Below are 26,997 nucleotides of genomic sequence, written 5' to 3' on the forward strand. Positions count from 1 at the left end.
CTCGGACTTGACAGGCTTCCTTACACATCGCGCGGTCGATCTCAAAGATTTGCATCCGCCGATGTGAGCCGGTTCACATCGGGCCCACACGTTTTGGTCGCACCGTCAGCTGGGGCACTGCAACGTGAGGAGAGAAAAAATGCGCACCCTCATTCTTGCCCTCGCGACGTCTGCGACCATCTTCGCGAATGGCGTAATCCCGGTCGGAGCGAGCGGCGGTATTGCGTGCAACGACTTCGCAGGCGCGGGCGATTGTGGATTCACCAGCTACCAGCAATGTCAGGCTTCCGGCTCGGGCCGCAGCCTGCTGTGTGGCCAATCCTTATCTCACGAATCCCGCCGTCCCGACAACTCCTGCCAGGCCGCGTCGTCGCTGACGCCGCTTGCATCGCGAGCAAATCAGGTGGCTTGGTCCGCCTGCGCATTTGAAAGGGCGAAATCGATCAGGTGTCGCAGCCAAGTGCGGTATTGCGTAACGGAAGTTGACGCAGGAAACCCGGGCTCATGGCCGATCCCGACAAGCAGAGCGAGGTACAGGAAACCAAGCCCTCCCGGTTGGATTTGGCGCGGCGCGTGATCGAGGAGTACGCGAACGATCTCCGTGAAATACTGTAGAAGCTCCGGCGCAAGATGAACTAAGGCGGCCTCAGTTGAAGGCCTTTCCCATCTCGGGCCATGCTGACTTCCGCTCCTGGCCCATCTGCGAAGCTGCACCTCGTCAGGCGGATGTCCGCTCATCGCAGCGGAACGGACTAGATTTTCTCAACCTGAGGTCTTCGACCCATTGCCGACCTCATCCGACCGTTCTCGTGGCTTGCCCTGGCGCTTGTCCAAGTTCGCCGTTGAACCAAAGCCGATGTGGGATAGATTAGCTGTCCATGAAGGAGATGCTGGCCCATCTAGAACTGCTCCGCATGCAAATGGCTGAGTGCGAGCGCCTTCAACAGGCAGCAAGGAGCCAGCTCAAGCGCGACGTCTATGCGCGGGCGCTTGCTCGCTACAGTGCAATTGCAAGAGAGCTGGAACAAGCGATCGCCTGCCTGCCCGACTTCAGGCCCCTGCGTCGGCCACAATGGTAACGCGAGGAAGAGGGAGACCGCCTCAGTTGAGAGGGCGGACGTGCGCTGCTCTCACGGGCTTGCGACCTGCTGCAGCGTGTTGAAGCGCGCCTTTTGCTCGCTGCTCAGCGTGGCATAGAACTCGTCCAGGGCGGGTTCGACCAGCTTGGCGGCGGTCAACATAGCCTCAAGCCGGTGCTGCATCGTCTCCAGCCGTCCTACCGGTGTCAGCGGCGCATCGTTCGGACAGGCCGCCTGTAGGCCCTCGACGCCCTTCGCCGTCGCTTCGCTGAGGCGGTCGAGCGCCTCCTTCTGCTTACCTGCGGGGTGGAGCACAGCCTCGATCCTCTGGATCGGCAACTGCGTGAGCCCGGACTTCGGATCGGCGCAGCCTTCGGCACTGGCCTCCTGCTGCTGCGGCGAACGCTCGCCGACATTGGGACCAAGTGCATTGAAGCTGGCCTTCTGTTCGTCACTGAGCGAGTTGTAGAAATTCTCCAGTGCCGGTCGAACGATCTTGACGGCTTCAAGCGTCGCGCTGATGCGGTTCATCATCGCCCGCAAGCGGCCAGGGGGAGTCAGTGCATAAGTCTCCGTGCAGGAGTCCTTGAACACACCGGCGGCGTTGGCCGCCGCCGACTTGAGCTCATCAAGCAGTGTGCGTTGCTCCGGCGTCGGCCGCACCGCCCGTGCGATATCGGCAAGCGGCCAGGCGGTCACGCCCTTGTCCGGCGTGGCGCACAATTGCTGAAGCATCTGCGGAGGCACACTGGCACGCTGGCGCGCGCGGTTGCCGCCGCCGGCTTGCGGATAGTCATACGGGTTGGTGCTGGCATAGGCGGAATAGGGGCCGTCACCACCCCAGAACACGGTGTCGACGAAGTCGTCATAGGCGTATGCCCAATATCCGGGCTCGTAGCCATGGGACCAGAACGTGTAGTTGAAGATGTCGGAATAGGCGTAAGGCCAGAACACGGGCCCCAGCCACGCCACGAACACCGCGGGATGACGGTGACGCCAGGCCTGTCGGGGACCCCAGCCGCTTTGGCGCGTGACGAGCGCCGCTTGAGTCTGCGACGTGGCCTGCTCGCGGAAGCGCGCCGCAAACCGTCCGCGCTCGGCGGCCTGCGCGGCGGCTGCAAGTGCCGGAGCGCGCCCCGCCGGAGCCTGCAGTCCAAGCCGCTGCTGGCGCGCGAGATCCATTTGCTGCGCGCGCTGCTCACGGCCGAGCAGGCGGTTCTGCGCCTGGAGCAGTCGCTGCTGTGCGCGCTGCGCTTGCGTGCCTTCCGGCCTTTGCGACTGCAATTGCTGCACACGCTGCTGCAGGCGTTCGATGCGAGTCTGGCGCTCCGTCGTCTGGCGCGACAGCATTTCGCGCTGCCGTTGCTCGACCTGCTGCGAGCGCTGTTGGACACGTTGCTCGCGCTCCAGAAGACGGCTCTGCGACTGCAGCAACCGTTGCTGCTGTTGCTGCGCCCTTGCGCCTTCCGGCTTCTGCGATTGCAATTGCTGCACGCGCTGCTGCAAGCGGTCGATGCGGTCTTGGCGTTCCGCGGATTGGCGCGACAGCATCTCACGCGGCGGCCCCGGTCGCTGGCTTACGGCCGGGGGTGCACTTGGACGCGAAGGGGCGGCGATATGCGGCGTCGGCCGCGGCGCCATGGCCGGACGTTCGGCCGCTGCCGGCGGCCGATGGAATTCGCGCCGGGGCGCGGCCACCTGCGGGGCGGTTCGGGGGGCACTGATATGAGGGGTCGAGCGCGGTGGCGGTGAGGCGATGTGCGGCGCCGGAGGCGCCGGACGTGGCGCCATCGCCGGTCGCTGCGGCATGGCTGGCGGCGCGGCGGGACGCGCCATGGCAGGCGGCGCCGACGGACGAGCCATGGCCGGCGGTGCCGCCGGACGAGCCATGGCCGGTGGTGCTGACGGACGGGCCATGGCCGGTGGTGCTGCTGGTCGGGCCATGGCTGGTGGTCCTGCTGGCGGCGCTGCGGCTGGCCCTGGCGGTCCTCCACCCCGTCCGTGTCCGAGGGGTCCCTGGGCCGGCGCGCTCGTCGTCAGCATCGAGACGCCAACCAAAACAGCCGTCAGGCAAACGCCACGCGGAAGCATGATCTTGGCTCCCAACTCGTAATCGCCCACGACTTTCAACGCACAGACGGCGCAATCGTTCGTTCTTGGCCACGGCCGGCATTGCGATCTTCCGACGCAGGCAGCTCAAGAGAAATCCTGCGTCAGGATCGCAGCGAACCGCTCCAGCGCCCAGTCGACGTGGTCGGTCGTGATCACCAGCGGCGGGGCGATGCGGATCGTATGCTCATGGGTATCCTTGGCGAGGATGCCCTTGCCCTGCAGCGCCTCGCAGTAGCGGCGTGCCCGCCCGGCCTCGGGATGAAGCTCGACCGCCAGCATCAAGCCGCGGCCACGCACCTCGCGGATCGTGTTGGCGCGGATATCCCTCAAGCCGTCCAGAAAGCGCGCGCCCTGCCTGGCCGCGTTCTCGATCATGCCTTCATCGACCAGCACGCGCATCGCCGCGCGCGCCACGGCGCAGGCGAGCGGGTTGCCGCCAAAGGTCGAACCGTGTTGCCCGGGCCTCAATGTCCCGAGCACGTCGTTGTTCGAGAGCACGGCCGACACCGGATAGAAGCCGCCGGACAGGGCTTTGCCGAGCAGCGTCACGTCAGCCTCGATTCCCTCGTGCTGTTCGGCAAGCAGCTTGCCGGTGCGGCCGAGCCCGGTCTGGATCTCATCGAGCACCAGCATCACGTTGTTGGCGGTGCAGAGCTCCCGCACCTCAGTGAAATAGCCGGATGGGGGAATGATGACACCGGCTTCGCCCTGGATCGGCTCGACCAGAAAGGCGACGGTGTTTGGCGTGATGGCGGCTTCCAGCGCCGCGGCGTCGCCGAACGGGATGATCCTGAAGCCGGGCGCGAACGGGCCGAAGTGCGTGCGCGTCCCGGGGTCGGTTGAAAAGCCGACGATGCCCAGCGTGCGTCCGTGGAAATTATTGGCGCAGACGATGATCTCGGCCTGGCCGTCCGGCACGCCCTTCACCTCATAGCCCCATTTGCGCACCGACTTGATCGCGCTCTCGACCGCCTCGGCGCCGCTGTTCATCGGCAGCACCTTGTGGGAGCCGGTCAGCGCCGCGATCTCTTCGTAGAAGGGGGCGAGCTGGTCGTTGTGGAAGGCGCGCGAGGTAAGCGTCAGCCTGTGCGCCTGTTCCACCATCGCTGCCAGGATCTTGGGGTGGCAGTGGCCTTGGTTGACCGCCGAATAAGCGGAGAGGCAATCGAGGTAGCGGTTGTCTTCGGTATCCCAGACCCAGACACCTTCGCCGCGCGACAGGACGACGCCGATCGGCTCGTAATTATGGGCGCCAAAGCGTGCCTCCGTCGCAACGAAATCAGTGACCGACGCGCTCATCTGCCGTCACTCCATTGCTGCGCGCCGGCGGCCCAACGGGTGCGCCGGCCGCGCTCAAACTGATGTGGGTATCGCTCTGCCCACTCGGAAGCCCTGATGCGTCCGACGGCGCGGCGCGGCCGATTTGCCCGGATTCTCAGATGGTTCTGCCGAACCACAGCACGTCGTCCGCCGACCAACTTTCTACTGTGCATGGGGTTGTTTTCGCAGTTTTGTTTTCGCCCCCCTCAGCGAAGCGCGCAGGGCACGCTCAAAAAGCCCCGAAACCGGACCCGTCCACCCCGCACCGGCTGGCCGCTGACGGCATAGTTCGGGAAGCGCGCCAGGAAGCGTGAGATCGCGACGGCGCCCTCCAGCCGCGCCAGCGCCATGCCCGCGCATTGATGCGCGCCGGTGGCGAAGGCGAGGTGCCGGTTCGGCGTGCGCGCGATGTCGAAACGCTCGGGGTCCGGAAACTGCGCGGGGTCGCGGTTGGCCGCGCCGATGCACAGCGTCACCGACGTGCCGGCATCGAGCATGACGCCGCCGAGCTCCACCTTCTCGGTCGTCATGCGGTTGCCGAGCTGGTTCGAGCTTTCGTAGCGCAGCACCTCCTCGACCGCGGTCTTGATCAGGTCGGGGTGGTCGATCAGGCGCTGCTTCTGGTCGGGATTGCGGTCCAGCGCGACGAGGCCGTTGCCGATCAGATTGGTCGTGGTCTCGTGGCCGGCATTTAGCAGGAAGATGCAATTGTGCAGCAGTTCCTTCTCCGTCAGCCGCTCGCCGTTCTCTTCTCCCTGGATCAGGCGCGTCAGCACGTCTCGCTCGGGATTGCCGGGCCTTGCGCGCCGCCGCGCGACCAGCGTTTCGAGATAGGCGAGGAAGTCCGTCACCGCCTTGTTGCCGCGCGTAGCCGCTTCCGGCGACACCACCGGCTCGAGCGCACCGAGAATCGCCAGCGACCAGTCGCGCAGCGGTCCGCGCTCGTCGTGAGGCACGTCGAGCAGATTGCCGATGACTTCGATCGGAATGGACGCGGCAAAATCCTCGATCAGCTCGCAAGTCCCCTTGGCGGCGATCGCATCGAGCAGGCCGTCGACCAGCTTGATGAGATCGCTCTCCATGCCCGCGATCGCACGCGGCGACAGCGCGCCCATGATCAGGCGGCGCACGCGGGTATGCGCGGGCGGATCGTTGAAGACGAGGCTCGTGGTGTGGTGCTCGTAAAGCGGCGTGGCGCCGTATTTCGGCGCGAACTCGCGCTTCTTGTCCGAGCTGAACGATTTGGTGTTCTTGTAGGTGGTGACGAGATCGTCGAAGCGGGTCAGGAACACGGTGCCATTGCGCAGGCGCTTGACCGGCTCGTTCTCCCGCAGTGCACGATAGGTCGGATAGGGGTTGTCGTAGAACTCCGGCGTCAGCTTCTCGAGGTCGAAGCTAGCCGCCAGCGCCTTCGCATCTGCGTTCATCCCGTTATACTCGCCGGTTAAAGCCGATATGCCGTTTTTGTTGTTCTGGTCGACGCGTGCCTGCGTCTACAGTCTTCGAAACACTGCTAGCCGACCGGACAGGAAAATGCACGCGCGCGCTGACGCTCCCGACACGGCCCCGAGTTGGCCAGACGATATTTTCGCGACATTGCAACGCTTCGACGTCCGGCAGGTGCCTTACGTGCCCGACGCCGGCCATTCCAAGCTGATCCAGCGCGTGTTGGGCTCCTCGACGATGCGCGGCATTCCGCTGACGACGGAGGAGGAGGGCGTTGCGCTCTTGGCGGGCGCCTGGACCGGCGGGCAGCGCGGCGTGCTGCTGATGCAGTCGAGCGGCGTCGGCAATTGCATCAACATGCTCTCGCTGATCCCGATCCTGCGCTTTCCGTTCCTCACCCTCGTGACGATGCGCGGCGAGTGGGGTGAATTCAATCCGTGGCAGGTGCCGATGGGATCGACCACGCAAGGCGTGTTCGAACTCTCCGGCGTCCAGGTGCTGCGCGCCTCGCACGCCGCCGAGGTGCCGGCCGTGCTGGAGGCTGCTGCATCGCAGGCCTTCAACGCGCTCACCCCCACCGCCGTCCTTCTGTCGCAGCGCCTGATCGGCGCCAAGGTTTTCACCAAATGAACAAGGCCAATCTCCTCGACCGCCGCCAGGTGGTGTCCACGCTACTGGCCAACCGAAAGGACGTGGTTGCGATCGGAGGCCTGGGTGCCTCCACCAACGACATGTGCGCGGCTGGCGATCACGCCCGCAACTTCTATCTCTGGGGCGGCATGGGCGGCGCCGCGATGATCGGTCTCGGGCTGGCGCTGGCGCAGCCGAAGCTGCCCGTGCTCGTCATCACCGGCGACGGCGAGATGCTGATGGGCATGGGCAGCCTTGCCACCATCGCTCTGCAGAAACCGTCCAACCTGTCCATCGTGGTGCTGGACAACGAGGCTTATGGCGAGACGGGCGGCCAGACCAGCCACACCTCTGCAGCCGCCGATCTCGTCGGCGTCGCCAAGGCCTGCGGCATTGCCGACAGCCAGTCGATCTCGACCATGGCCGAGGTGGAGGCCTTCGCCAAGGCCGTCCACGACGTCTCGGCCGGGCCCCGCTTTGCCAATGTGAAGATCGACAGCGCCAATCTGGAGCGGATCCTGCCAACCCGGGACGGGACCTACATCGTCAACCGGATCCGTGGTGACCTCGGCTTCCAGCCGATCTAGGAGGCCGGCTTGGCGCCTCCGTCCTGCACGGAGGCCGTGTACTCAGGCGACTTCTATCGAATCTAGAGGTTGCGATGCAGCATAGTGCTTGACTTTTGCGTGGGTGAGTGCTTACTCACTAGCATGAGCTCATTGCGTATGACGAGCGACCTGAGGCGTCAATTGATCCTCGGTGCCGCGAAACGCTGCTTTGCCCGACACGGCTATAACGGCACCACGACCAAGAGCGTGGCGGCCGCCGCTGCCATTTCCGAGGCGCTGCTGTTCAAGCATTTCCCGTCCAAGGCGGCGCTTTACGCCGAGATCCTGAGCGACGAATGCGAGGCGGACCCGGCCCTGATGGAGCTGCTCGAGCGGGAGCCGTCGACGGCTGCCCTTGTCGAGCTGATCCGCGGCATGGTCCAGCATTTCCTCGCGATCGCGGACGGGCCCGACCAGGAAGAAGCGCAGCGCCTGCGGCTGATGGCCACGAGCCATCTGGATGATGGCGAATTCGCCCGCTTGCTGTATGCCAAGATCGAGACGCTGATCGGGACCGTCTTCGTCACCTCGCTGGAACGGGCGATTGCAAGTGGTGATGCGCGGCCCTGCACGGGCGATCCGCTCAACCTGTTCTGGTTCGCGCATCATGCGGTGATGACCGTGGCGCTGACCAGGCTGCCGGCTACGCCCTGTCTCGCTTACGGCAAGGCGAACGATCTGGAGCGGCAGCTCTGTGAGTTCCTCCTGAGGGGTATCGGACTTAACGACGCCGCAATTGCTTCGCATCTGGGCCACGATCAGGCCACGGACGCGGGCAGGACGGCGATTGCAGAAAGTGCATGACATGAACATCGTAGCCGAACACAAGATATCGGGCGAGCCGATCGACAAAGCGCCGAAGCGTCCGGTCAAGCCGGTGCGCTGGTTCATCATCGTCGGCACGCTTCTGGCCGTGCTCGTCGGTGGTCTCGTCTGGTTCAACTATTTCCGCGGCCAGATGATCAAGCAATTCTTCGCCAACAACAAGCCGCCGCCGACCGCAGTCAGCGCGGCCGAGGCGAAGTCCGAGGTGGTGCCGAACCTGCTAACGGCGGTCGGCAGCCTCGTTGCCGTGCATCAGGTCGACGTCTCCGCCGACGTCAACGGCCGCGTTACCGAGATCAAGTTCGAGCCGGGCACGCGTGTCGAAGCCGGCACGCCGCTGGTGCAGCTGTTCGATGCGCCGGAGCAGGGCGATCTCGCCAACTACAAGGCACAGGCCACCGTCGCGCAGCTCTCGCTCGACCGCGCCAAGCAGCTGGCCGCGCGCCAGTTCGGTCCGCAGGCGACCGTCGATACCGCGCAGGCCGCCTACGACCAGGCGCAGGCGGGCATCGCCAAGACCGAAGCGTTGATCTCGCAGAAGCTGGTGCGCGCGCCGTTCTCCGGCGATCTCGGCATGCGCAAGGTCGAGGTCGGCCAGTATCTCACCGCCGGCACGGCGATCGTCTCGTTGACCGATCTGTCCGAGTTGTGGGCCAACTTCACGGTGACGGAAAAGGATTCCGGCAGCCTGAAGGTTGGACAGGTCGTGCGGTTGAAGGTCGACGCCTATCCGGGCCGTACCTTCGAGGGCAAGATCACCACGATCGAGCCGCAAATCTCGACCGACACCCGCAATATCCGCGTGCAGGCGACGATTGCCAATCCGGAGAAGATCCTCAAGCCCGGCATGTTCGTGACCACCACGGTGGTGCTGCCGGAGAAGCCGGCCGTGATCACCGTGCCGGAAACGGCGGTCGACTACACGCTGTATGGCGACTCCGTGTTCGTGATCACCGAGAAGAAGGAAGAGGACGGCAAGACCAGCCTATCCGCGGTGCGCACCTTCGTGCAGACCGGCAACCGGGTCGAAGGCCGCGTCGAGATCGTCAAGGGCCTGAAGGCAGGCGACAAGGTCGTCGCCCTCGGCCAGCTCAAGCTGCAATCGGGCGCGCCGGTTTCGATCTCAACCGATCCGGCCCCGGCAATTCCGGCGCAGCCGCCGCGCTACTGACACATACACTCAAGTGATCCGGCTCGGCCGGATCACTTTTCTTGAGACAAAGAATCGAGATCGCCGCGATGGCCTTTACTGATATTTTCATCAAGCGACCGGTGCTGTCGGTCGTCGTCAGCCTGCTGATCCTGCTGATCGGCCTGCGTGCGGCGATGGTGCTGCCGATTCGCCAATATCCGAAGCTGTCGAACACGGTCATCAACATCACGACCGTCTATCCCGGCGCCTCCGCAGACCTGATCCAGGGCTTCATCACCACGCCGATCGAGCAGGCGGTCGCGTCCGCCGAAGGCGTCGACTACATCACCTCCTCCTCGGTGCTCGGCACCTCGACGATCCAGGTCTACATCAAGCTGAACTTCGATCCGAACCAGGCGCTCACCGAGGTGCTGGCAAAGACGAACTCGGTGAAGTACCTGATTCCGAAGGAGTCCAACGACCCGATCGTCACCAAGACCACGGGCCAGACCACGGCCGTGATGTATCTCGGCTTCTCGTCCGAGGAGCTGTCGGGTTCGGCGATCTCGGATTATCTGACGCGCGTGGTGCAGCCGGTGCTGTCGACCGTCGACGGCGTGGCCTCGGCCGACATTCTCGGCGGCCAGACCTTTGCGATGCGGCTGTGGCTCGACCCCGTGAAGATGGCCGGCCGCAATGTCTCGCCAGCGGACGTTGCCGCGGCGATCAGCGCCAACAACTTCCAGTCCGCGGCGGGCCAGACCAAGGGCTATCTCATCGTCTCGAACGTGTCGACGAATACGGGCCTGACCGACGTCAATCAGTTCAAGAAGATGATCGTCAAGGCCAAGGACGGCGGCTTCGTACGGATGGAGGACATCGCCACCGTCGAGCTTGCGGCCCAGAGCACGGATGCCAGCGTCGCCTTCAACGGCGAGCGCGCGATCTTCATTGGCGTGCAGGCGACGCCACAGGGTAACCCGCTGACGCTGGTCAAGGGTGTGCGCGCGCTGTTCCCCGAGCTCGAACGCAACCTCCCGCCCTCGATGAAGATGAAGGTCGCCTACGACTCCACCAAGTTCATCCAATCTTCGATCGACGAGGTGCGGAATACATTGGGCGAAGCTGTGATCATCGTGATCGTGGTCATCTTCCTGTTCCTGGCCTCGCTGCGCTCGGTCATCATTCCCGTCGTCACCATTCCGCTGTCGATGATCGGCGTCTGCACCATGATGCTGGCGCTGGGCTTCAGCTTCAATCTCCTGACCCTGCTCGCGATGGTGCTCGCGATCGGCCTCGTGGTCGACGACGCCATCGTCGTGGTGGAGAACATCCATCGCCATTTGGAGGAGGGCAAGACGCCGGTCCAGGCGTCGCTGCAGGGCGCGCGCGAAATCGTCGGGCCAGTCATTTCGATGACGATCACGCTTGCGGCGGTGTATGCGCCGATCGGCTTCCTCGGCGGCCTCACCGGTTCGCTGTTCCGGGAATTCGCCTTCACGCTGGCGGGCTCGGTCATCGTGTCGGGCGTGGTCGCGCTGACGCTGTCGCCGATGATGTGCTCGGTGCTGCTGAAGAACACGGAAGAGGGCCGTTTCGCCAAGCTCGTGAACCGGGTGTTCGGCGCCATGACGCGGTGGTACGGCCGCAAGCTCGACCGCTCGCTCGACTACAAGGCCATCACCGGCCTGTTCGCCGTCACGATCCTGGGGCTCGTCGGCTTCCTCTACATGCACACCTCGAAGGAGCTGGCTCCCGAGGAAGATCAGGGCATCGTGTTTGCGGTGACCAAGGCGCCGAAATATGCCAACATCGACTATGTCGATTTTTACGGCGAGAAGCTCGACAAGGAATTCCAGAAGTTTCCCGAGACCGATCTGCGTTTCGTGCTGAACGGCATCAACGGCCCGCAGGGCGGCATTGCCGGCATGCTCTTGAAGCCGTGGGACGAGCGCACACGCTCGTCGATCGCGTTGAAGCCGCTGGTGCAGGCCGAGCTCTCCAAGATCGAGGGTGTGCAGGCGTTCGCGTTCAACCTGCCGCCGTTGCCGGGCGGACCCGGCGGCCTGCCGATCCAGATGGTGATCAACTCCACGGCCAGCTTCCAGACCGTCTATGAGCAGATGGAGAAGCTGAAGGAATCCGCACGCAATAGCGGCATGTTCATCGTCTCCGACAGCGACCTCGCCTACAACCAGCCGAACGTCGAGGTGACGATCGACCGCACCAAGGCGCAGGATCTCGGCGTCAACATGCAGAACCTCGGTTCGACGCTGGCGGTGCTGCTCGGCGGCAATTACATCAACCGCTTCAATCTCGAGGGCCGTTCCTATCAGGTCATCCCGCAGGTGCCGCGCGGCAAGCGGCTCTCGCCGGAATCGCTTGGCGGCTATTATGTGACGACCAACACCGGCCAACAGCTTCCGTTGTCGACCGTGGTCTCGATCAGGACCAAGACTGATCCGAATTCGCTGACGCACTACAACCAGCTCAATTCGGCGACGTTCTCGGCGGTGCCGATGCCCGGCGTGACCGTCGGCGCGGCGGTCGATTTCCTCGAAGGCGAGGCCAAGAAGCTGCCGCAAGGCTTCAGCCACGACTATCTGGCGGACTCCAGGCAGTACGTGCAGGAAGGCAATCAGCTCGCGATCACCTTCGGCTTCGCGCTGATCATCATCTTCCTGGTTCTGGCGGCGCAGTTCGAGAGTCTGCGCGACCCGCTGGTGATCATGATCTCGGTGCCGATGGCGATCGTCGGCGCGCTGATCCCGCTGTTCTTCGGCATGGCGACCATCAACATTTACACCCAGGTCGGTCTGCTCACCCTGGTCGGCCTGATCACCAAGCACGGCATCCTGATGGTGGAGTTCGCCAACGAGCTCCAGGTCAACGAGCGGCTCGACCGCCGCTCCGCGATCGAGATGTCGGCCCGCATCCGTCTGCGGCCGATCCTGATGACCACGGCCGCGATGGTGACGGGCCTGATCCCGCTCCTGACTGCGACCGGTGCGGGCGCGGCCAGCCGCTTCTCGATCGGTCTGGTCGTCGTGGCGGGCATGTCGATCGGCACGCTGTTCACGCTGTTCGTGCTGCCGGCGGTCTATGTGGTGCTGGCGACCGATCATCGCGCGACGGCCGATTCGGAGCGCAACAAGCAGATTGCCGATCTCGACCTCGGCTCCGACAAGGCCCTGCGGCCGACCTGAGGTCGCAAGTGAAGCAAACCAGAGGGCGGCAGCGGTTCCCGTTGCCGCCCTTTTTCGTTGCGCTGGTGCTTCAAGCGGGCGCTCTCCCGCGCCTGCGAGAGACAAGGTCGCGTCTTCTTGCTAGGTTCCGGGGATGAGCCTCTCCCTCCATCCCGATGCCCCGCGAGCCAGGACGCTGCCGAGCGCGGCACCGGCGGGCGTCGCTGCCGGCGCGACGACAGGGCAGGGAGTCAGGACTCGGCTATTCACCAAATATGTCGCGCTGTTCGTGGCCGTCGTCGCCATCGCGCTGCTGGCCAACGGCCTGTTCGAGGTCTTCTTCTATTATCGCGAGCACAAGGCTTCGCTGATCCGGGTCCAGCACGAGCAGGCCGAGGCGGCCGCGGCCAAGATTGGCCAGTTCGTCAAGGAGATCGAGAGCCAGCTCGGCTGGACCACGCAACTGCCTTGGTCCGGCGGCTCGATCGAGCAACGCCGCTTCGACGCGCTGCGCCTTTTGCGCCAGGTGCCTGCCATTACCGAGCTCGCCCAGGTGGACTCGACGGGCAAGGAGCGGTTGCGGGTCTCGCGGCTGGCGATGGACGCGCTCGACAGCGGGATCGATCTGTCGAGCGATCCGAAATTCACCGATGCGGTCGCGCGCAAGGTCTATTATGGGCCGGTCTATTTCCGTAGGGATTCCGAGCCCTACATGACGCTGGCGCTAGCCGGCGCGCGCAAGGATGCCGGCGTCAGCATCGCGGAAGTCAATCTCAAGCTGATCTGGGACGTCGTGTCCCAGATCAAGGTCGGCCAGCACGGGCACGCTTACGTGGTCGGACCGGGGGGACGCCTGATCGCGCATCCGGATATCAGTCTCGTTCTTCGCAATACCGACATGTCCGGCCTCGCACAGGTCCGCGCCGCACAGGCCGCCGGCGGCACCATGCCGGTTGTGATCGAGGAAGCGCGCAATATCCAGGGTCAGAAGGTCTTGACGGCCTCGGCTCCGATCCAGCCGCTGGGCTGGACCATGTTCGTCGAGCTGCCGGTCGAGGAAGCTTATGCCGCGCTCTACGCCTCGTTGCAGCGGCTCGCGATCGTGCTGCTGGCGGCATCGATCTTCGCGGTGCTCGCCGGAATATTCCTGGCCCGCCGCATGGTCGGTCCGATCCAGGCGCTGCGCAGCGGCGCCGAGCGGATCGGCGGTGGCGACTTCTCCCAGCGCATCTCGATCAAAACCGGGGACGAGCTGGAAGGCCTCGCCAACCAGTTCAACGACATGGGCGCGCGCTTGCAGGAATCCTATGCCGACCTCGAGAACAAGGTCGAGCAGCGTACCGCAGAGCTCCGGCAATCCCTGAACGATCTGCGCACCGCGCAGGATCGCCTGATCCAGACCGAGAAGCTCGCGTCCCTCGGACAGCTCACTGCAGGCATCGCCCACGAGATCAAGAACCCGCTCAATTTCGTCAACAATTTCTCGTCGGTGTCGACGGAGCTGATCGACGAGCTCACCGAGACCCTGCGATCGGCCGCACTGGACGGCAAGACGAAGGAGGAGATCGACGAACTGACCGGAATGCTCAGGGGCAACCTCGAGAAGGTGGTGCAGCACGGCAAACGTGCCGATTCCATCGTCAGGAACATGCTGCTGCATTCGCGCGAGGGCTCCGGCGAGCATCGCGCCGTCGATATCAACGGCATCGTGGAGGAAAGCCTCAACCTGGCCTATCACGGCGCCCGGGCCGAACGGCCTGCCTTCAACGTCACGCTCCAGCGCAGCCTCGATCCCGCGGCGGGCGTGGTCGACATCTATCCGCAGGAGATTACGCGCGTCTTCCTCAATCTGATCTCGAATGGGTTCTATGCCACGGCCAAGCGCAAGGAGGGCGAGGGCGACGCCTTCGAGCCCACCTTGAGCGTTGCGACCAAGGATCTCGGCGGCAGCGTCGAAATCCGGATCCGCGATAACGGCACCGGAATTCCGCCCGAAGTGAAGGAGAAGATGTTCAATCCCTTCTTCACCACCAAGCCGGCCGGTGAGGGCACCGGCCTCGGCCTTTCCATGAGCCATGATATCGTCGTGAAGCAGCATGGCGGCACGATCGACGTGAACACCGCCCAAGGTGTATTCAGCGAATTCATCATCACGCTGCCGCGCACGATGGCGGCAGGCGGCACTTCCGGAGGCAAGACTTGAACGTTTACATCCTGGTCGTCGACGACGAACCCGACGTCGAGGCGCTGTTCCGGCAGCAGTTCCGGCGCGAGCTGCGCGCCGGCCGCTTCCAGATGGAATTCGCACCCTCTGCGCCCGATGCGCTCAGGGTCGCCGCCGAGGTTCGCGATCCCTCGCTGATCCTCATTCTCTCCGACATCAACATGCCCGGCATGAGCGGGCTCGACATGCTGCCCAAGGTGCGTGCCGCCCATCCGGACGTTCCCGTCATCATGATCACGGCCTATGGCGATGCCGAAACGCGTCGCAAGGCGATCGAGCGCGGCGCCGTCGGGCTGCTGACCAAGCCGATCGACTTTGCGCTGCTGCGGCAGGAAATCGATACGAGGCTCGAGCAAGCCGCATGACTGCGACCATCCTCTTCGTCGATGACGAGCCGGATTTAGAGGCGCTGATCCTGCAGAAGTTCCGCAGGCAGATCCGCGACGGACTGATCGATATCAAGTTCGCGCGCGACGGCCTCGAGGCGCTGCAATCGCTCGAGCAGAACCCGCATGTCGACATGGTGGTCTCCGACATCAACATGCCCAGGATGGACGGGCTGTCGCTGCTCGCCAAGCTCCAGGAGGCCGAGGACAAGAAGTCGACCATCATCGTCTCCGCCTATGGCGACATGAGCAACATCCGCACTGCCATGAACCGCGGCGCCTTCGACTTCCTGACCAAGCCGATCGATTTCGCCGACCTGGAAGCCACGATCGACAAGACCATTCGCCACGTCGAGATGCTGCGCGAGGTGCGCCGGCGCCAGGCGGAGGCCGAGCGCGCCCACGCTGCGCTGTCGCGCCATTTCTCTCCGCAGCTCGCCAAGCGTCTCGCGGCCGGCGGCGAAGGCGAGGGGATTGAGGTGCAGTGGCGCGAGGTCGCGACCATCTTCACCGACATCACCGGGTTCACCTCGCTGGTGGAAAGCGCGCCGCCCGAGACGCTGGGCGCGCTGCTCAACGAGTATGTCGGCGGCATGACCGAGATCGTCTTCGCGCATGAGGGAACCGTCGCCAAGATCATCGGCGATGCGATCCAGGTTCTGTTCAATGCCCCCGGCGACCAGCCGGATTTTGCGACGCGTGCGGTCTCCTGCGCCCATGATCTCGACGCCTGGGCGCAGGACTTTTGCGTGCGCCAGAAGGCTCGGGGAGTAAGCTTCGGCACGACTCGCATCGGCATTCACGCCGGACCGGCGCTGGTCGGGAATTTCGGCGGAAACCGCTTTTTCGATTACACGGCCTACGGAGATTCCATCAACATCGCGGCGCGGCTGGAGGCCGCCAACAAGCATCTGGGAACGCGCATCTGCGTCAGCGCCAGCGTTGCCAAGTCGGCCGAGAACTTCCAAGGCCGTCCCATCGGTGAATTGATGCTGCGTGGACGCAGCGAGCCGCTGCGTGCGTTCGAGCCGCTGCCGCAGGCGAAATTCGAAGCGCCGGAAGCGGCGCTGTATTCCGAGGCTTTCACCAAGATGGAAGCCGGCGACGCTGCCGCCATGCCGGCCTTCGCCGCGCTGGTCGGCATGCATGCCGACGATGCCTTGGCGGGCTTTCACCTGAAGCGTCTTCTCAACGGCGCCAAGGGCATTCGCATCCAACTGGAATAGGAGTTCGTCATGATCCGCGACTTCTCTGCCGGAAATTATCGTTTCATTCCGTCGGTGTTTCAGTATTCGGCGGGTGCTGCCGCAGATGATGGATACGAGATCGAGCGCGTCCGCTTCGACCGCCTGATGCCGCTTGCGGCAGGGTTCGCGCTGGCGGCGAAGTTCATCCAGGAGGCGGGACGCCCGCTGACGGCGTTCTGCGCCTGCGAGCTGCGCTCGCCGGCGGCTTTCAGTGAGGAGGGCTTTCGTGCCTTCAACCTGCATTACGTGAAGACGCTGTCGGAATGGGGCATCTTCGACGGCACCACCAATCCGGTCGCGCGCAGCAACGTCTGTCCCGAGATCGATCCGCCGGCGGAGCCCTCGTTCTACGCGTTCTCCTTCACACGTCCGACACGGTCAAACACGCCGAGCTTCGTGATCGCCGGTGGCGCCGAGGCGCGGGAAGGCAGCGGGACCTATGTCGAGCGCACGGTGCGCTATCGCGACCTCAGCCCGGAGGGGTTACGCGAGAAGGTGCGCTTCACCACGACCTCGCAGATGGAGAACCGGATGACCGCTTTCGGCTTCGGCTGGAAGGATACCACCGGCGTGCAGGCCTATTCAGTGCACGACTTCCACCACACGCTGGTCGACGAACTGGTCCGCCGCGGCGCGTTGCGCTCCGGCCTGACTTGGCATTTCGCCCGTCCGCCTGTGGTTGATCTCGAATATGAGATGGATTGCCGCCGCGTGATGCGGGAGGTCGTGATCTAACGCTGGCGCGGGTCGAGAGCGTCGCGAAGACCGTCACCGAGCAGGTTCAGCGACAGCACCACGAGGAAGATCGCAAGTCCCGGCCAGATCGCCATCCACGGCGCCTGGGTCAGGAAGCGCTGAGCGGCGTTGAGCATGCTACCCCATGACGGCGCCGGCGGCTGCTGGCCGAGGCCGAGGAAGGAGAGAGCAGCCTCGGCGATGATGGCGGCCGCGATCGAGAGGGTCGCCTGCACCAGCAGCGACGGCAGGATGTTCGGCAGGATATGCGAGACCGCGATCCGCCAAGGCGGATTGCCGAGCGCCCGCGCCGCCTCGACATAATCTTCTGCCTTGACGACCAGCACCTGACCGCGCGTGAGGCGGATAAAGATGGGAGTGGCCGAGATCCCGATCGCAATCATGGCGTTGCCGAGGCTCGGGCCGAGAAATGCGGCGAGCGCGATCGCCAGGATAAGGAATGGGCACGCCAGCATCGCATCCGTGATCCGGCTGATCAGCGCATCGGTGAAGCCGCCGCGATAGCCGGCCAGCAGCCCGAGTGGCACGCCGATACCGAGTGCGATCGCGACCGAGATCAGGCCAGCGAGCAGGGAAGCGCGCGCGCCGTAGACGACGCGGCTCAGGATGTCGCGGCCGAGCTCGTCGGTGCCGAACCAGTGCGCCGTCGTCGGTGGCTTGCGCACCAGGCTCCAGCTCGTCGCGATGGGATCATAAGGCACGACGAGCGGCGCCACGGCTGCAAGGAGGATGAAGGTTGTGATCACGAGAAGCCCGAACACCGCTGCCTTGCGCTTGAACAGCCGCCGCCTGGCGCGGCGCGCCGGGCTATCCAGCTCGTAGGCTTGCGTGACGGGACCGGGCAGGGCGGCGTCGGTCATGGGTTAGCCTCGTAGTCGCGGATTGACGAGGACATAGGCGACGTCGGCAACAAGGTTCAGCGTGATGTAGACGGTGGCGGTCACCAGCACCACGCCCTGCACAACCGCATAGTCGCGGTTGAAGACGGCGTCCACGATCAGCTTGCCGAAGCCTGGAATGGAGAAAATCTGCTCGGTCAGCACCGCGCCCGACAGCAGCGTGCCGAGCTCGAGCGCGCCAAGCGTGACGATCGGCGTCAGCGCATTCCGCATGGCGTGCTTGAGGATGACAGAGCGCTCGGCAAGACCCTTCGCGCGAGCGGTGCGGACATAGTCGCTCTCCAGCACCTGGAGCATGGCGCTGCGGGTATGTCGCATCAGAATCGCAGAGATCGCGTTTCCGAGCACGAAGGCCGGCATGATGGTGGCGGCGAGACTCGCGCGCCAGTTTTCTGTCAGCGGCACATAGCCCGAAGCCGGCAGCCAGCCGAGCTTGATCGAGAACAGGAAGATTAAGAGGATTCCGAGCCAGAAATTCGGTGTCGAGATGCCCCAAAGCGCGAACAGATTCGCCCCATAATCCCAGGCCGTGCCCTTTTTCACTGCAGAGACGATGCCGGCGGGAATGCCAATGCAAAACGCGATCAGCATCGCCATCGAGCCGAGCTGGAGCGTCACCGGAAGCTTCTGCGCGATCAGTTCGCGTACCGGCATCTTGTTGCGCAGCGACTCGCCGAAATTGCCTGTCAGGACGCCTTTGAGCCAGTAGACGTACTGGACCGGGATCGGCTGATCGAGTTTGTACTGCTGGCGGATCTGCTCGATCACGGCGGGGTCGCGTTCCTCGCCGGCCATCACCAGCGCGGGATCGCCGGGCAGCAATTGCTGCAGCGAGAAGATCAGCACCGACACGAAGAACAGCGTCGGTACGATCTGCGCGATCCGGCGGGCGAGGAACTTCAGCATGACGCCGGTCGTTTCATAGGTGCAGCCAGGTCACTTGAACTTCAGCCCGACCACGCGCACGAGGCCATCGGGCATCTGCCTATAGCCGTCGAGCTTCTTGGTGTGCGCGATCAGAAGCGTGCGGTGATAGATGTAGATGATCGGCAGGTCGTCGAGCAGGATCTTGGTCAGCTTGGCATAGATCGCCTTGCGCTCGTCGACGTTCGCTGTTGCTCGCCCCTCCTCCATCAGCTTGTCGGCCTCAGGATTGGAGAAACCTCCGTCGTTCTGCGGCGCCTTGCTGCGCATGAAGATGTAGGAATTCCCGTCGGGGTCGATCCGGCCGCTCCAGTTGATCTGGAAGACCTGGAATTCGCCGGCTTGGGCCTGCTTGAAGGTGGTCGCAAACTCGACCGCGCGGATCTTGATGTCGAAGCCGGCTTCTGCCGCCATCGACTGCACGACTTGGGCGACGGCCTCGTTCTCCGCGCCCTTCGGGACCATGTAGTCCACTGTCACCGGTGGGGTGACACCCGCTTCCTTCAGGAGCGCCTTGGCCTTGGCAACGTCGCGGCCGCGAACCGGGAATGCATTCTGGTAATAGGGATGCGTCGGGCTGACCCATTGATTGCCGGGCGTGAATTCGCCGTTGAAGACGACCTGGTTGAGAGCCTCGCGATCGATCGACAGATCGAGCGCTTGCCGGACTTTTGCCGACTGGCTCAGCGGGCCCTTGCTCTTGTCATTGCCGATGTTGACGGTCAGGCCGAGATAGCCGAGTTCGGGTGCTGTCGACAGCACGAGGCGCGAGTCGGCGCGCACGTCCTTGATGTCGGTGGCGAGAACGCGCTCGATCAGATCGAGCGCTCCGGACTTCAGGTTGGCAAGGCGCACGGTGGCGTCGACGATCGGCTGGAACACGACGCGGTCGATGTGGATGTTGTCCTTGTTCCAGTAGTCGGCGAACTTCTCGAACACCATGCGGTCCTGCTGAACGCGCTCGACGAATTTATAGGGGCCGGCGCAGACCGGATGCAGGCCGAACTTCTCACCGGCCGCCTTCGCAGCCTTGGGCGAGACCATCATGCCGGAGCGATCGGTGAGCTGGGCAATCAGGGGTGAGTAGGGCGTCTTCAGGACCAATTTGATGGTGAGGGGGTCGACCACCTCGACGTGGTCGACGCTGGCGAGCTCGGACTTGCGGAACGAGGTCGGAAGCGTCATGTGACGCTCGATCGAGAATTTGGCTGCTTCCGCGTCCAGCGGTTCGCCGTCGTGGAACTTGACGCCTGGCCGCAGCTTGATCGTCATCTCCTTGCCATCCGCCGAGGTCTCATGAGACAGCGCAAGCTGCGGCACGATGTTGAGCTTCTCGTCGATGTCGAACAGCTTGTCGCAGAAGGCGGAGAAGACAATGCGGCCGACATAGGTACGGCCGATGCTGGGATCGAGAATATCAGGGTCTTCCGCGATCCCGATGCGAAGCGTGGTCTGTGCCTGGGCTGCGCCCATGAGCGACGCCAGCAATGCCGACGTCAGGATTGTCACACGCATAATGCTCATCGTTCTCACCTCTGTTTCACGCCGGTGCGGAGTCCGCCCCCAATGAGCCAGCCCCGGCGCCGTGCGCTGCCGTCGGCCCGCCGCTGAAGGCTGCGACCAATTTCTCCAGGACCGGGGAGAAACCACCGTCCATGGGCACGATCGCCGCGGACGACGGCAGCTCCGACCTTCGGTGGCAGGCCGTTGCATGTCCGATGCCATCTGCCACGAGCTCTGGCATTTCGCTGCGGCAGCGGTCGATGACGTAGGGACAGCGGGTGTGGAAGCGGCATCCCGGCGGCGGGTTCAGCGCGCTGGGAATCTCTCCCTGCAGCACAATCCGGCTGCGCTTTGCCCGCGGTTTAGGCACGGGGATCGCGGACAAAAGAGCCCGGCTGTAAGGGTGCGCAGGTGCCGCGAACAGCGCGTCCGCCTCCGCCATCTCGACGATTTGGCCGAGATTCATCACCGCGACGTGGTCGGCAATGTGTTTGACGACGGCCAGATCATGCGAGACGAAAATGTAGGCAAGGCCAAGCCGGTCCTGGAGCTCGCGCAGCAGGTTCAGGATCTGCGAGCGTATGGAGACGTCGAGCGCCGAGACCGGCTCGTCGCAGATGATCAGTTTCGGCTCGACCGCGAGCGCACGCGCAATCGCGATGCGCTGCCGCTGGCCGCCCGAGAATTCATGCGGGTAGCGGCGCTCGAGCCGCGGCTCGAGACCGACCAGCCGGAGCAGTTCAGCCACCCGTTCGCGTCGCCGTAGGGCCGGCACGAGACCGTGCAGCGCCAGCGGCTCGGTGAGGATCTGGCCGACCGTCATGCGCGGATTGAGCGAGGCGTATGGGTCCTGGAAGATGATCTGCGCCTGGCGGCGGAAGGCGCGGAGGGCTCCGGCATCGAGCGAGAGGAGATCGCGACCGTCAAAGCGGACCATGCCCGCATCCGGCTCGATCAGCCGCAGGACCAGGCGGCTCACGGTGGACTTGCCGCAGCCGGACTCGCCAACCAGGGCCAGCGTCCTGCCGGCTTCAAGCGAGAACGAAACCCCATCGACCGCTTTGACATGCGCGAGCGCCCGGCCGAACAGCGTGCGCTCGGCGACGAAATGCTTGACCAGGCCTTGGACCTCGAGCAGCGCCATCACGCCACCAACAATTCGAGCGGCGCGCGGATGCAGCGCGAGAGGTGGCCGGGGTTGATTTCGATCAGCGGGGGCGGCGCCTTGGTGCAGCTGTCCAGCACGAAAGGACAGCGCGCGGCGAAACGGCAGCCGGCGGGAGGCTGTGCCATGTTCGGCACCATACCTTCGATGGTCGCAAGCTGCTCGGCGCGGTGATCGAGCCGCGGGATCGAGCCGAGCAGGCCGACCGTGTAGGGATGTTGCGGCGCGGCGAACAATTCGTCCACCGGCGCGCGCTCCACGATCTCTCCGGCGTACATGACCGCGACCTCGTCGCAGACCTCGGCGACCACGCCAAGGTCGTGGGTGATCAGGATGATCGCGGCGCCGCTTGCGGCTTTCAGCTCCCGCATCAGCTCCAGGATCTGCGCCTGAAGGGTGACGTCGAGTGCCGTCGTCGGCTCGTCCGCGATCAGCAGCTTCGGGTCGCAGGCGAGCGCCATCGCGATCATCACGCGTTGGCGCATGCCGCCGGAGAGCTTGTGCGGATATTCGTCGATCCGGCGCTCGGGCGAGGGGATGTGGACGCGGCGCAGCAGCTCGATCGCCCGCTCGCGTGCGTTGCGCCGCGACCCGCCGCGATGGCGCAGGATCGTCTCAACGATCTGGTCGCCAATGGTGAAGCTCGGGTTGAGCGATGTCATCGGCTCCTGAAAGATCATCGCAAGCCGGTTGCCGCGCAAGTCGCGCAAAGTCTGGTCCGAGGTCTTCAGCAGGTCGAAGCCGTCGAAGCGGATTGCGCCCGATATTTCCGCGCTCTGCTTCGGCAGCAGGCCCATGATCGCAAGAGAGGTCACGCTCTTGCCGCAGCCTGATTCTCCGACGAGGCCGAGCGTGGCGCCAGTGGCGACGCTGAGGTCGACACCATCCACCGCATGGGTGATTCGGCCGTCGTCGCCGTGGAAGCGGACGCGCAGATCCGTAATCCCGATGAGAGGGGCCGCGCTCATGATCGTCTCGCGCGCGCTGCTGCGATGCTGGCGTCGATGACGCTGCGATCGGTGTTGCCGGCCGGGTTCTGCCGCGTCGGCATCGAAGCGCGGAAGTGCACCCATAGCTCGTGGCTGACCTGCTCGAGCCGCTCGAGCTCGCCGAGCGGATCGGGATGATCGTCGGCGCGAATGTCCAGCGCCGGCCATTCCTCCTCGGCGTGGATCAGCAGCGCTGCGGATTGCTTGCCGCGCTTGTCGCCGCCGGCGGCTTCGCCCGCGCGCATTGCCGCGAGCAAGCGGCGCGGGAAGGGCAGGCTGTCATTGGCGATGTAGGTCTTGGCGGTCTCGTCGAGCACGTCGGCGCCCGTCAGCATGTTGCCGGCGATGGAGAAGCCGCTGCCTGCGATGTGGCCGCACCAGTCGACGCAATCTCGCCCGGTATGCGCGGCGATCTCGCCGCTCGCATCCATGACATGGATCTGGCGGCTTTCGCGGCCGTCGTCGGTTGCAAGCAGTGTGGCGAGGATGTCGTGGGCATTGAGGCCTTCGCGTAGCAGCTTGACGCCGTCGATGCCGTAATAGGGATTGACGAAGGCCTGCGTTGCGATGGCGCCGAGACCGGCAGCGATGTACGGGACACGTGCGCCGACGGCGAAGAAGCGTGTCGCAACCGCGATGCCGAACTGGCCGGTGGCAGGATCGCGCGCGATGATCGACCAGGTCATGTGCTGCCCTCAGCGTCCCGCCGCGTAGCCTTGCATGCCGCGCGGGTTGGCGGCGGCGCGGCGGCGAACGCCAACCCGCGAGGCCGCGGTGAGGCGGCCTTCCGACCAGTCGGGGCCGACTTCGACGATATGCCCGCGCTCGCGCAGGTTCTCGATCGTGGCCTTGGGCACGCGGTTCTCGACCACCAGCACACCCGGGCGCGCGGTGCGCGGCCAGAACGAGATCGGGAAATGCTCGGAGTGCCAGGCCGGCGCGTCGATCGCCTCCTGGAGGTTGAGGTTGCAATGGACGTGGCGCAGGAAGAACTGCGTGATCCACTGGTCCTGCTGATCGCCGCCGGGCGAGCCCCAGGCGAGATACGGCTCGCCATCGCGCAGCGCCATGGTGGGCGACAGCGTGGTGCGCGGCCGCTTGCCCGGCGCGAGCGCGGCGGGATGGTCTTCCTCCAGCCAGAACATCTGGGCGCGGCTGCCGAGACAGAAGCCGAGCTCCGGAATGATCGGCGAGGACTGCAGCCATCCGCCGGACGGCGTCGAGGACACCATGTTGCCGGCCTTGTCGATGATGTCGAAATGCACGGTGTCACCGCGCACTTCGCCGAAGCGACCCACGGTCGGCTCACCGGCGCCAAGCGCACCGACCGCTTCGCGCTGCCCTTCTGCGCGGCGCAGCTTGACCACGCCGCCAAAGCCTTCAACGGAGCCGGGGATGAAATCAAGCGAGGCCCTGTCGGTGACGAGCTTGCGCCGCTCGTCGTTGTAGGCGTTCGACAACAGCGTTGCGATCGGGATCTCGGTGAACTTGGGGTCGCCGTAGAATTTTTCCCGGTCGGCGAAGGCGAGCTTCGCGCATTCGATCTGGAGATGGATGAACTCCGGACCGGTCGGGTCGAGGCCGTCGAGCGCAAAGCCCTTGAGCAGCGCGAGCTGTTGCAGCGTCACAGGGCCCTGGCTCCAGACGCCGGCCTTGCAGACGGTGTAGCGGCCATAATCGTAGGTGAGCGGGGCCTCGACCGTCGGCTGCCAGCGCGCCATGTCGTCCGCCGAGAGCACGCCGCGATGCGGTGAGCCGCTGACGTCCATGACCTCTTGCGTGCGGCAGAATTTGTCGATGGCTTCCGCAACGAAGCCCCGCGACCAGGCCTTCCGCGCCCGCTCGATCTCGACATCGCGGCCGCCGCCGCCGCTTTCGGCCTCGCCGAGAATGCGGGCATAGGTTGCGGCCAGCGTCTTGTTGGTGAAGAGCGTGCCGGGCCTCGGCACTTCGCCGTTCGGCAAATAGACCGCGGCCGAGGTCGGCCAGTGCTGACGAAACAGCTGCTCGACGGTCTGGATCGTGGCGCAGGCGCGCTCGACCAGCGGATAGCCGTCGCGCGCATAGGAGATCGCCGGCTCCAGCACGTCGCGCACGCGCATCGTGCCGTAGTCGCGCAGCAGCATCATCCAGGATTCGAAGGTGCCGGGCACGCAGGCCGCGAGCAGGCCGGTGCCGGGGACCATGTCGAGGCCTTCGCTCCTGTAATGCGCGATGGTGGCGCGCGCCGGGGCCGGGCCCTGGCCGCAGATCACCTCGGTGCGGCCAAGCTTGACGTCATGGACGATGATCGGCACGTCGCCGCCGGGTCCGTTGAGATGCGGCTCGACCACCTGAAGCGTGAAGGCGGTGGCGACGCCGGCATCGAAGGCATTGCCGCCCTTTTCCAGAATGCTCATGCCGACGGCGGTCGCAATCCAGTGCGTGGTGGCGACGACCCCGAAGGTGCCTTCGATCTCCGGCCTCGTCGTGAACGGATCGGGATTGACGTTGCTGGCCATGGGGTACCTCGTTTGCGACGCGCGCAATTGATCACAGGGCCACGCCAGCGCCAAATGCGCAGGCTGCATGGCACGCGCGCGTCACGCCGGGGCCGGCGCGGTGTTGACCGCGTGGCAGGCGACGCCGCCGATCAGTTCCGGCGTCTCCTTGCGGCATAGATCGAACGCCAGTGGGCAGCGCGGATTGAAGGCGCAGCCGGAGGGGGGATTGATCGGGTTCGGGATCTCGCCTTTCACTGGTATGCGCTGGCGGCCGCTCATGGCGAGATCGGGCACCGCACCGAGCAGCATCTTGGTGTAGGGCATGCGCGGGCGCGCAAACAGCTCGCGTCCTTCCGCGATCTCGACGATGCGGCCGAGATACATCACGCCGACGCGGCTCGCCATGTGGCGGACCACGGCGAGGTTGTGGCTGATGAACATGTAGGTCAGACCGAATTTGTCCTGGAGGTCGCGCATCAGGTTCAGGATCTGCGCCTGCACGGAGACGTCGAGCGCCGAGGTCGGTTCGTCGCAGACGATGAATTCGGCGTCCGATGCGAGTGCCCGCGCGATCGCGATCCGCTGGCGCTGGCCGCCGGAGAATTCGTGCGGAAATTTCAGCCGGTCGTCGGGGTGCAGGCCGACGAGGCTGAGCAGCTCGCTGACGCGGGCCTGGATGTCACGCTCGCCCTGGATCAGGTCGAAGGCGCGGATCGGCTCGGAGATGATGGCATCGACGCGGAAGCGGGGGTTCAGGCTCGCATAGGGATCCTGGAAGATCATCTGGATACGGCGGCGCAGCTTCCGACGGGCCGCCGCCTGCCGGGAATCGGTCATCGACACACCGTCGATCCGCACGTCGCCTGAGCTCGGCGGCAGCAGGCCGACGACCATGCGGGCTACGGTCGTCTTGCCGGAGCCGGATTCGCCGACCAATGCAAACGTCTCGCCCTTCCGGATATCGAAGGTGACGTGATCGACCGCCTTGAGATATTCGAGGTGCCCGCCTTCGAGCACGCGGTTGAGCCAGGGCTTCGAGACGTCGAAGACGCGGCGCAGGTCTGTCGCCTGAACGAAGGGAGCGCTCATGCTGCGCTCTCCGCCGGCACATTGTCATAGAGATGGCAGGCGACCGATTGCGCGCCGCGCGGCAGCGGTTCGGGGCGATCGACCCGGCAGCGATCGAAGGCGAAGGCACAGCGCGGATTGAACGAGCAGCCCGGCGGGATCGCCGACAGGCGCGGCATGGAGCCGGGAATCTGCACGAGGCGGTCGTGGTCTCCGGCCAGCGTCGGGATCGCGCCCATCAGGCCCTTGGCGTAAGGGTGCAGCGGGTTCTTCACGACGTCCTGCACGGGACCGATCTCGGCAATGCGGCCCGCATACATCACCGCGACCCGGTCCGACGTCTCGGCGATCACGCCCATGTCGTGAGTCACGAGCATTACGGCGGTGCCGTGGTCGCGGCCCAGCCGCTTGATCAGCGAGATGATCTGCGCCTGCACGGAGACGTCGAGCGCGGTGGTCGGCTCGTCCGCGATGATCAGCTCCGGCTCGGCGCAGATCGCCAGCGCGATCACCACGCGCTGGCGCATGCCGCCGGAGAACTCGTGCGGATAGCCGTCGATGCGCTTTTCCGGTGCGGGAATGCCAACCTCGGCCAAGAGGTCGATGGCGCGACGGCGGGCCGCCGTTTCGGACAGATTCAGATGAGTCCGGATCGTCTCCACGAGCTGGTCGCCGACCCGGTAGAGCGGATTGAGCGAGGTGAGCGGATCCTGGAAGATCATGCCGATCCGTTTTCCGCGGATGCGGCGCATCTCCTCGGGCCGCAAACTGTCGATGCGCAGGCCAGCGAGATGGATCTCGCCGCCGGCGATGCGGCCGGGCGGATCGATCAGGCCGATCACGGAGAGCCCGGTGACGGACTTGCCGGCGCCGGATTCGCCGACAACGCCGAGCACCTCGCCCCTGGCGATGTCGAAAGAGACGCCGTCGATGGCGCGTAGCGAGCCACGGCGGGAGGCGAACTCCACATGAAGATCACGCACGGAGAGGACGGGTTCGGTCATTTGGAACGCACG

General features: G+C 64.9%; 23 protein-coding genes and 1 pseudogene. 12 read left to right on the forward strand and 12 right to left on the reverse strand.

The genetic code is table 11. The annotated features are described in order from the left end of the window. Positions 1 to 139: 139 nt before the first annotated feature. A pseudogene (locus LPJ38_RS38310) lies at positions 140 to 256 on the forward strand (hypothetical protein); the annotation flags it as partial. 622 nt (positions 257 to 878) lie between these two features. After that, entirely contained in the window at positions 879 to 1,079 is a 201-nt protein-coding gene (locus tag LPJ38_RS17300; RefSeq protein WP_145628040.1) for a hypothetical protein, read from the forward strand. 51 nt (positions 1,080 to 1,130) lie between these two features. Here the strand turns inward: LPJ38_RS17300 and LPJ38_RS17305 are convergent, their stop codons facing one another. After that, complete coding sequence (locus LPJ38_RS17305) at positions 1,131 to 2,720, reverse strand: Spy/CpxP family protein refolding chaperone (RefSeq protein WP_145628039.1); 1,590 nt, start codon at positions 2,718 to 2,720, stop codon at positions 1,131 to 1,133. A 107-nt stretch (positions 2,721 to 2,827) separates the two neighbouring features. Between LPJ38_RS17305 and LPJ38_RS37960 the strand changes: the two genes are divergently transcribed. Next, positions 2,828 to 3,172 carry a hypothetical protein gene (locus LPJ38_RS37960; RefSeq protein ID WP_145628037.1) on the forward strand — a complete coding sequence of 115 codons (345 nt, stop codon included), beginning with the start codon at positions 2,828 to 2,830 and terminating at the stop codon, positions 3,170 to 3,172. A gap of 103 nt (positions 3,173 to 3,275) precedes the next feature. Here LPJ38_RS37960 and rocD read toward each other — a convergent pair whose 3' ends face one another. Further along, entirely contained in the window at positions 3,276 to 4,490 is a 1,215-nt protein-coding gene (gene rocD / locus LPJ38_RS17315) for an ornithine--oxo-acid transaminase (protein WP_145628036.1), read from the reverse strand. Between the two features lie 227 nt (positions 4,491 to 4,717). Beyond that, entirely contained in the window at positions 4,718 to 5,938 is a 1,221-nt protein-coding gene (locus LPJ38_RS17320; RefSeq protein ID WP_145628034.1) for a cytochrome P450, read from the reverse strand. 106 nt (positions 5,939 to 6,044) lie between these two features. Here LPJ38_RS17320 and LPJ38_RS17325 point away from each other — a divergent pair, with 106 nt between their 5' ends. The 9 genes from LPJ38_RS17325 to cnbZ all read left to right on the forward strand — a co-directional run bounded on the left by LPJ38_RS17325 (position 6,045) and on the right by cnbZ (position 16,929). Next, positions 6,045 to 6,587: a phosphonopyruvate decarboxylase gene (locus tag LPJ38_RS17325; RefSeq protein WP_145628032.1), complete on the forward strand. Its 543-nt coding sequence runs from the start codon at positions 6,045 to 6,047 to the stop codon at positions 6,585 to 6,587. Next, positions 6,584 to 7,174, forward strand: coding sequence for a thiamine pyrophosphate-dependent enzyme (locus LPJ38_RS17330; protein ID WP_145628030.1), 591 nt, complete (start codon positions 6,584 to 6,586; stop codon positions 7,172 to 7,174). The genes LPJ38_RS17325 and LPJ38_RS17330 overlap by 4 nt, the downstream gene beginning before the upstream one ends. A 138-nt stretch (positions 7,175 to 7,312) precedes the next feature. Further along, a complete protein-coding gene (locus LPJ38_RS17335) occupies positions 7,313 to 7,999 on the forward strand; it encodes a TetR/AcrR family transcriptional regulator (RefSeq protein WP_167520202.1) in 687 nt (228 codons plus the stop codon). Between the two features lies 1 nt (position 8,000). Further along, on the forward strand, positions 8,001 to 9,191 hold the full coding sequence (locus tag LPJ38_RS17340; RefSeq protein WP_145628028.1) for an efflux RND transporter periplasmic adaptor subunit: 1,191 nt from the start codon (positions 8,001 to 8,003) through the stop codon (positions 9,189 to 9,191). Between the two features lie 68 nt (positions 9,192 to 9,259). Next, complete coding sequence (locus LPJ38_RS17345) at positions 9,260 to 12,358, forward strand: MexW/MexI family multidrug efflux RND transporter permease subunit (protein ID WP_145628360.1); 3,099 nt, start codon at positions 9,260 to 9,262, stop codon at positions 12,356 to 12,358. A gap of 133 nt (positions 12,359 to 12,491) precedes the next feature. Then, entirely contained in the window at positions 12,492 to 14,540 is a 2,049-nt protein-coding gene (locus LPJ38_RS17350; protein ID WP_145628026.1) for a sensor histidine kinase, read from the forward strand. Further along, entirely contained in the window at positions 14,537 to 14,926 is a 390-nt protein-coding gene (locus LPJ38_RS17355; RefSeq protein ID WP_008550277.1) for a response regulator, read from the forward strand. The genes LPJ38_RS17350 and LPJ38_RS17355 overlap by 4 nt, the downstream gene beginning before the upstream one ends. Further along, positions 14,923 to 16,173, forward strand: coding sequence for an adenylate/guanylate cyclase domain-containing protein (locus tag LPJ38_RS17360; protein ID WP_145628024.1), 1,251 nt, complete (start codon positions 14,923 to 14,925; stop codon positions 16,171 to 16,173). The genes LPJ38_RS17355 and LPJ38_RS17360 overlap by 4 nt, the downstream gene beginning before the upstream one ends. Positions 16,174 to 16,182: 9 nt before the next feature. Beyond that, the gene (gene cnbZ / locus LPJ38_RS17365) at positions 16,183 to 16,929 is read left to right on the forward strand and encodes a 2-amino-5-chloromuconate deaminase CnbZ (protein WP_145628023.1); all 747 of its coding nucleotides are present in this window, start codon (positions 16,183 to 16,185) and stop codon (positions 16,927 to 16,929) included. On the opposite strand, the gene LPJ38_RS17370 is transcribed toward cnbZ, so the two are convergent. From LPJ38_RS17370 to LPJ38_RS17410, 9 genes are all read right to left on the reverse strand, one after another. Further along, a complete protein-coding gene (locus tag LPJ38_RS17370) occupies positions 16,926 to 17,810 on the reverse strand; it encodes an ABC transporter permease (protein WP_145628021.1) in 885 nt (294 codons plus the stop codon). The genes cnbZ and LPJ38_RS17370 overlap by 4 nt on opposite strands. Positions 17,811 to 17,813: 3 nt before the next feature. Next, positions 17,814 to 18,755, reverse strand: coding sequence for an ABC transporter permease (locus LPJ38_RS17375; RefSeq protein ID WP_145628019.1), 942 nt, complete (start codon positions 18,753 to 18,755; stop codon positions 17,814 to 17,816). Positions 18,756 to 18,785: 30 nt separating this feature from the next. After that, positions 18,786 to 20,297, reverse strand: a complete 1,512-nt coding sequence (locus tag LPJ38_RS17380) for an ABC transporter substrate-binding protein (RefSeq protein ID WP_145628018.1) — start codon at positions 20,295 to 20,297, stop codon at positions 18,786 to 18,788. Between the two features lie 16 nt (positions 20,298 to 20,313). Next, positions 20,314 to 21,420, reverse strand: a complete 1,107-nt coding sequence (locus tag LPJ38_RS17385; RefSeq protein WP_167520201.1) for an ABC transporter ATP-binding protein — start codon at positions 21,418 to 21,420, stop codon at positions 20,314 to 20,316. Then, complete coding sequence (locus LPJ38_RS17390; RefSeq protein WP_145628015.1) at positions 21,420 to 22,409, reverse strand: ABC transporter ATP-binding protein; 990 nt, start codon at positions 22,407 to 22,409, stop codon at positions 21,420 to 21,422. The genes LPJ38_RS17385 and LPJ38_RS17390 overlap by 1 nt, the downstream gene beginning before the upstream one ends. Then, entirely contained in the window at positions 22,406 to 23,116 is a 711-nt protein-coding gene (locus LPJ38_RS17395; protein WP_145628013.1) for a DUF1028 domain-containing protein, read from the reverse strand. Before LPJ38_RS17395 ends, LPJ38_RS17390 begins: the two co-directional genes overlap by 4 nt. 9 nt (positions 23,117 to 23,125) lie before the next feature. Beyond that, the gene (locus tag LPJ38_RS17400; RefSeq protein WP_145628011.1) at positions 23,126 to 24,931 is read right to left on the reverse strand and encodes a gamma-glutamyltransferase family protein; all 1,806 of its coding nucleotides are present in this window, start codon (positions 24,929 to 24,931) and stop codon (positions 23,126 to 23,128) included. Between the two features lie 81 nt (positions 24,932 to 25,012). Further along, positions 25,013 to 26,002, reverse strand: a complete 990-nt coding sequence (locus tag LPJ38_RS17405) for an ABC transporter ATP-binding protein (RefSeq protein WP_145628010.1) — start codon at positions 26,000 to 26,002, stop codon at positions 25,013 to 25,015. Further along, the gene (locus LPJ38_RS17410) at positions 25,999 to 26,985 is read right to left on the reverse strand and encodes an ABC transporter ATP-binding protein (protein WP_145628008.1); all 987 of its coding nucleotides are present in this window, start codon (positions 26,983 to 26,985) and stop codon (positions 25,999 to 26,001) included. Before LPJ38_RS17410 ends, LPJ38_RS17405 begins: the two co-directional genes overlap by 4 nt. Between the last annotated feature and the right edge of the window lie 12 nt (positions 26,986 to 26,997).

Origin of the sequence: Bradyrhizobium daqingense, from assembly GCF_021044685.1 — a bacterium.
In the GTDB taxonomy this organism is placed as follows: Bacteria; Pseudomonadota; Alphaproteobacteria; order Rhizobiales; family Xanthobacteraceae; genus Bradyrhizobium; species Bradyrhizobium daqingense.

Coding starts and splice junctions, on each gene's coding strand:
- LPJ38_RS17300 (WP_145628040.1), top strand. CDS start 879: ATGAAGGAGATGCTGGCCCATCTAGAACTGCTCCGCATGCAAATGGCT.
- LPJ38_RS17305 (WP_145628039.1), bottom strand. CDS start 2,720: ATGGCGCCGCGGCCGACGCCGCATATCGCCGCCCCTTCGCGTCCAAGT.
- rocD (WP_145628036.1), bottom strand. CDS start 4,490: ATGAGCGCGTCGGTCACTGATTTCGTTGCGACGGAGGCACGCTTTGGC.
- LPJ38_RS17320 (WP_145628034.1), bottom strand. CDS start 5,938: ATGAACGCAGATGCGAAGGCGCTGGCGGCTAGCTTCGACCTCGAGAAG.
- LPJ38_RS17325 (WP_145628032.1), top strand. CDS start 6,045: ATGCACGCGCGCGCTGACGCTCCCGACACGGCCCCGAGTTGGCCAGAC.
- LPJ38_RS17330 (WP_145628030.1), top strand. CDS start 6,584: ATGAACAAGGCCAATCTCCTCGACCGCCGCCAGGTGGTGTCCACGCTA.
- LPJ38_RS17335 (WP_167520202.1), top strand. CDS start 7,313: ATGACGAGCGACCTGAGGCGTCAATTGATCCTCGGTGCCGCGAAACGC.
- LPJ38_RS17340 (WP_145628028.1), top strand. CDS start 8,001: ATGAACATCGTAGCCGAACACAAGATATCGGGCGAGCCGATCGACAAA.
- LPJ38_RS17345 (WP_145628360.1), top strand. CDS start 9,260: ATGGCCTTTACTGATATTTTCATCAAGCGACCGGTGCTGTCGGTCGTC.
- LPJ38_RS17350 (WP_145628026.1), top strand. CDS start 12,492: ATGAGCCTCTCCCTCCATCCCGATGCCCCGCGAGCCAGGACGCTGCCG.
- LPJ38_RS17360 (WP_145628024.1), top strand. CDS start 14,923: ATGACTGCGACCATCCTCTTCGTCGATGACGAGCCGGATTTAGAGGCG.
- cnbZ (WP_145628023.1), top strand. CDS start 16,183: ATGATCCGCGACTTCTCTGCCGGAAATTATCGTTTCATTCCGTCGGTG.
- LPJ38_RS17370 (WP_145628021.1), bottom strand. CDS start 17,810: ATGACCGACGCCGCCCTGCCCGGTCCCGTCACGCAAGCCTACGAGCTG.
- LPJ38_RS17375 (WP_145628019.1), bottom strand. CDS start 18,755: ATGCTGAAGTTCCTCGCCCGCCGGATCGCGCAGATCGTACCGACGCTG.
- LPJ38_RS17380 (WP_145628018.1), bottom strand. CDS start 20,297: ATGAGCATTATGCGTGTGACAATCCTGACGTCGGCATTGCTGGCGTCG.
- LPJ38_RS17385 (WP_167520201.1), bottom strand. CDS start 21,420: ATGGCGCTGCTCGAGGTCCAAGGCCTGGTCAAGCATTTCGTCGCCGAG.
- LPJ38_RS17390 (WP_145628015.1), bottom strand. CDS start 22,409: ATGAGCGCGGCCCCTCTCATCGGGATTACGGATCTGCGCGTCCGCTTC.
- LPJ38_RS17395 (WP_145628013.1), bottom strand. CDS start 23,116: ATGACCTGGTCGATCATCGCGCGCGATCCTGCCACCGGCCAGTTCGGC.
- LPJ38_RS17400 (WP_145628011.1), bottom strand. CDS start 24,931: ATGGCCAGCAACGTCAATCCCGATCCGTTCACGACGAGGCCGGAGATC.
- LPJ38_RS17405 (WP_145628010.1), bottom strand. CDS start 26,002: ATGAGCGCTCCCTTCGTTCAGGCGACAGACCTGCGCCGCGTCTTCGAC.
- LPJ38_RS17410 (WP_145628008.1), bottom strand. CDS start 26,985: ATGACCGAACCCGTCCTCTCCGTGCGTGATCTTCATGTGGAGTTCGCC.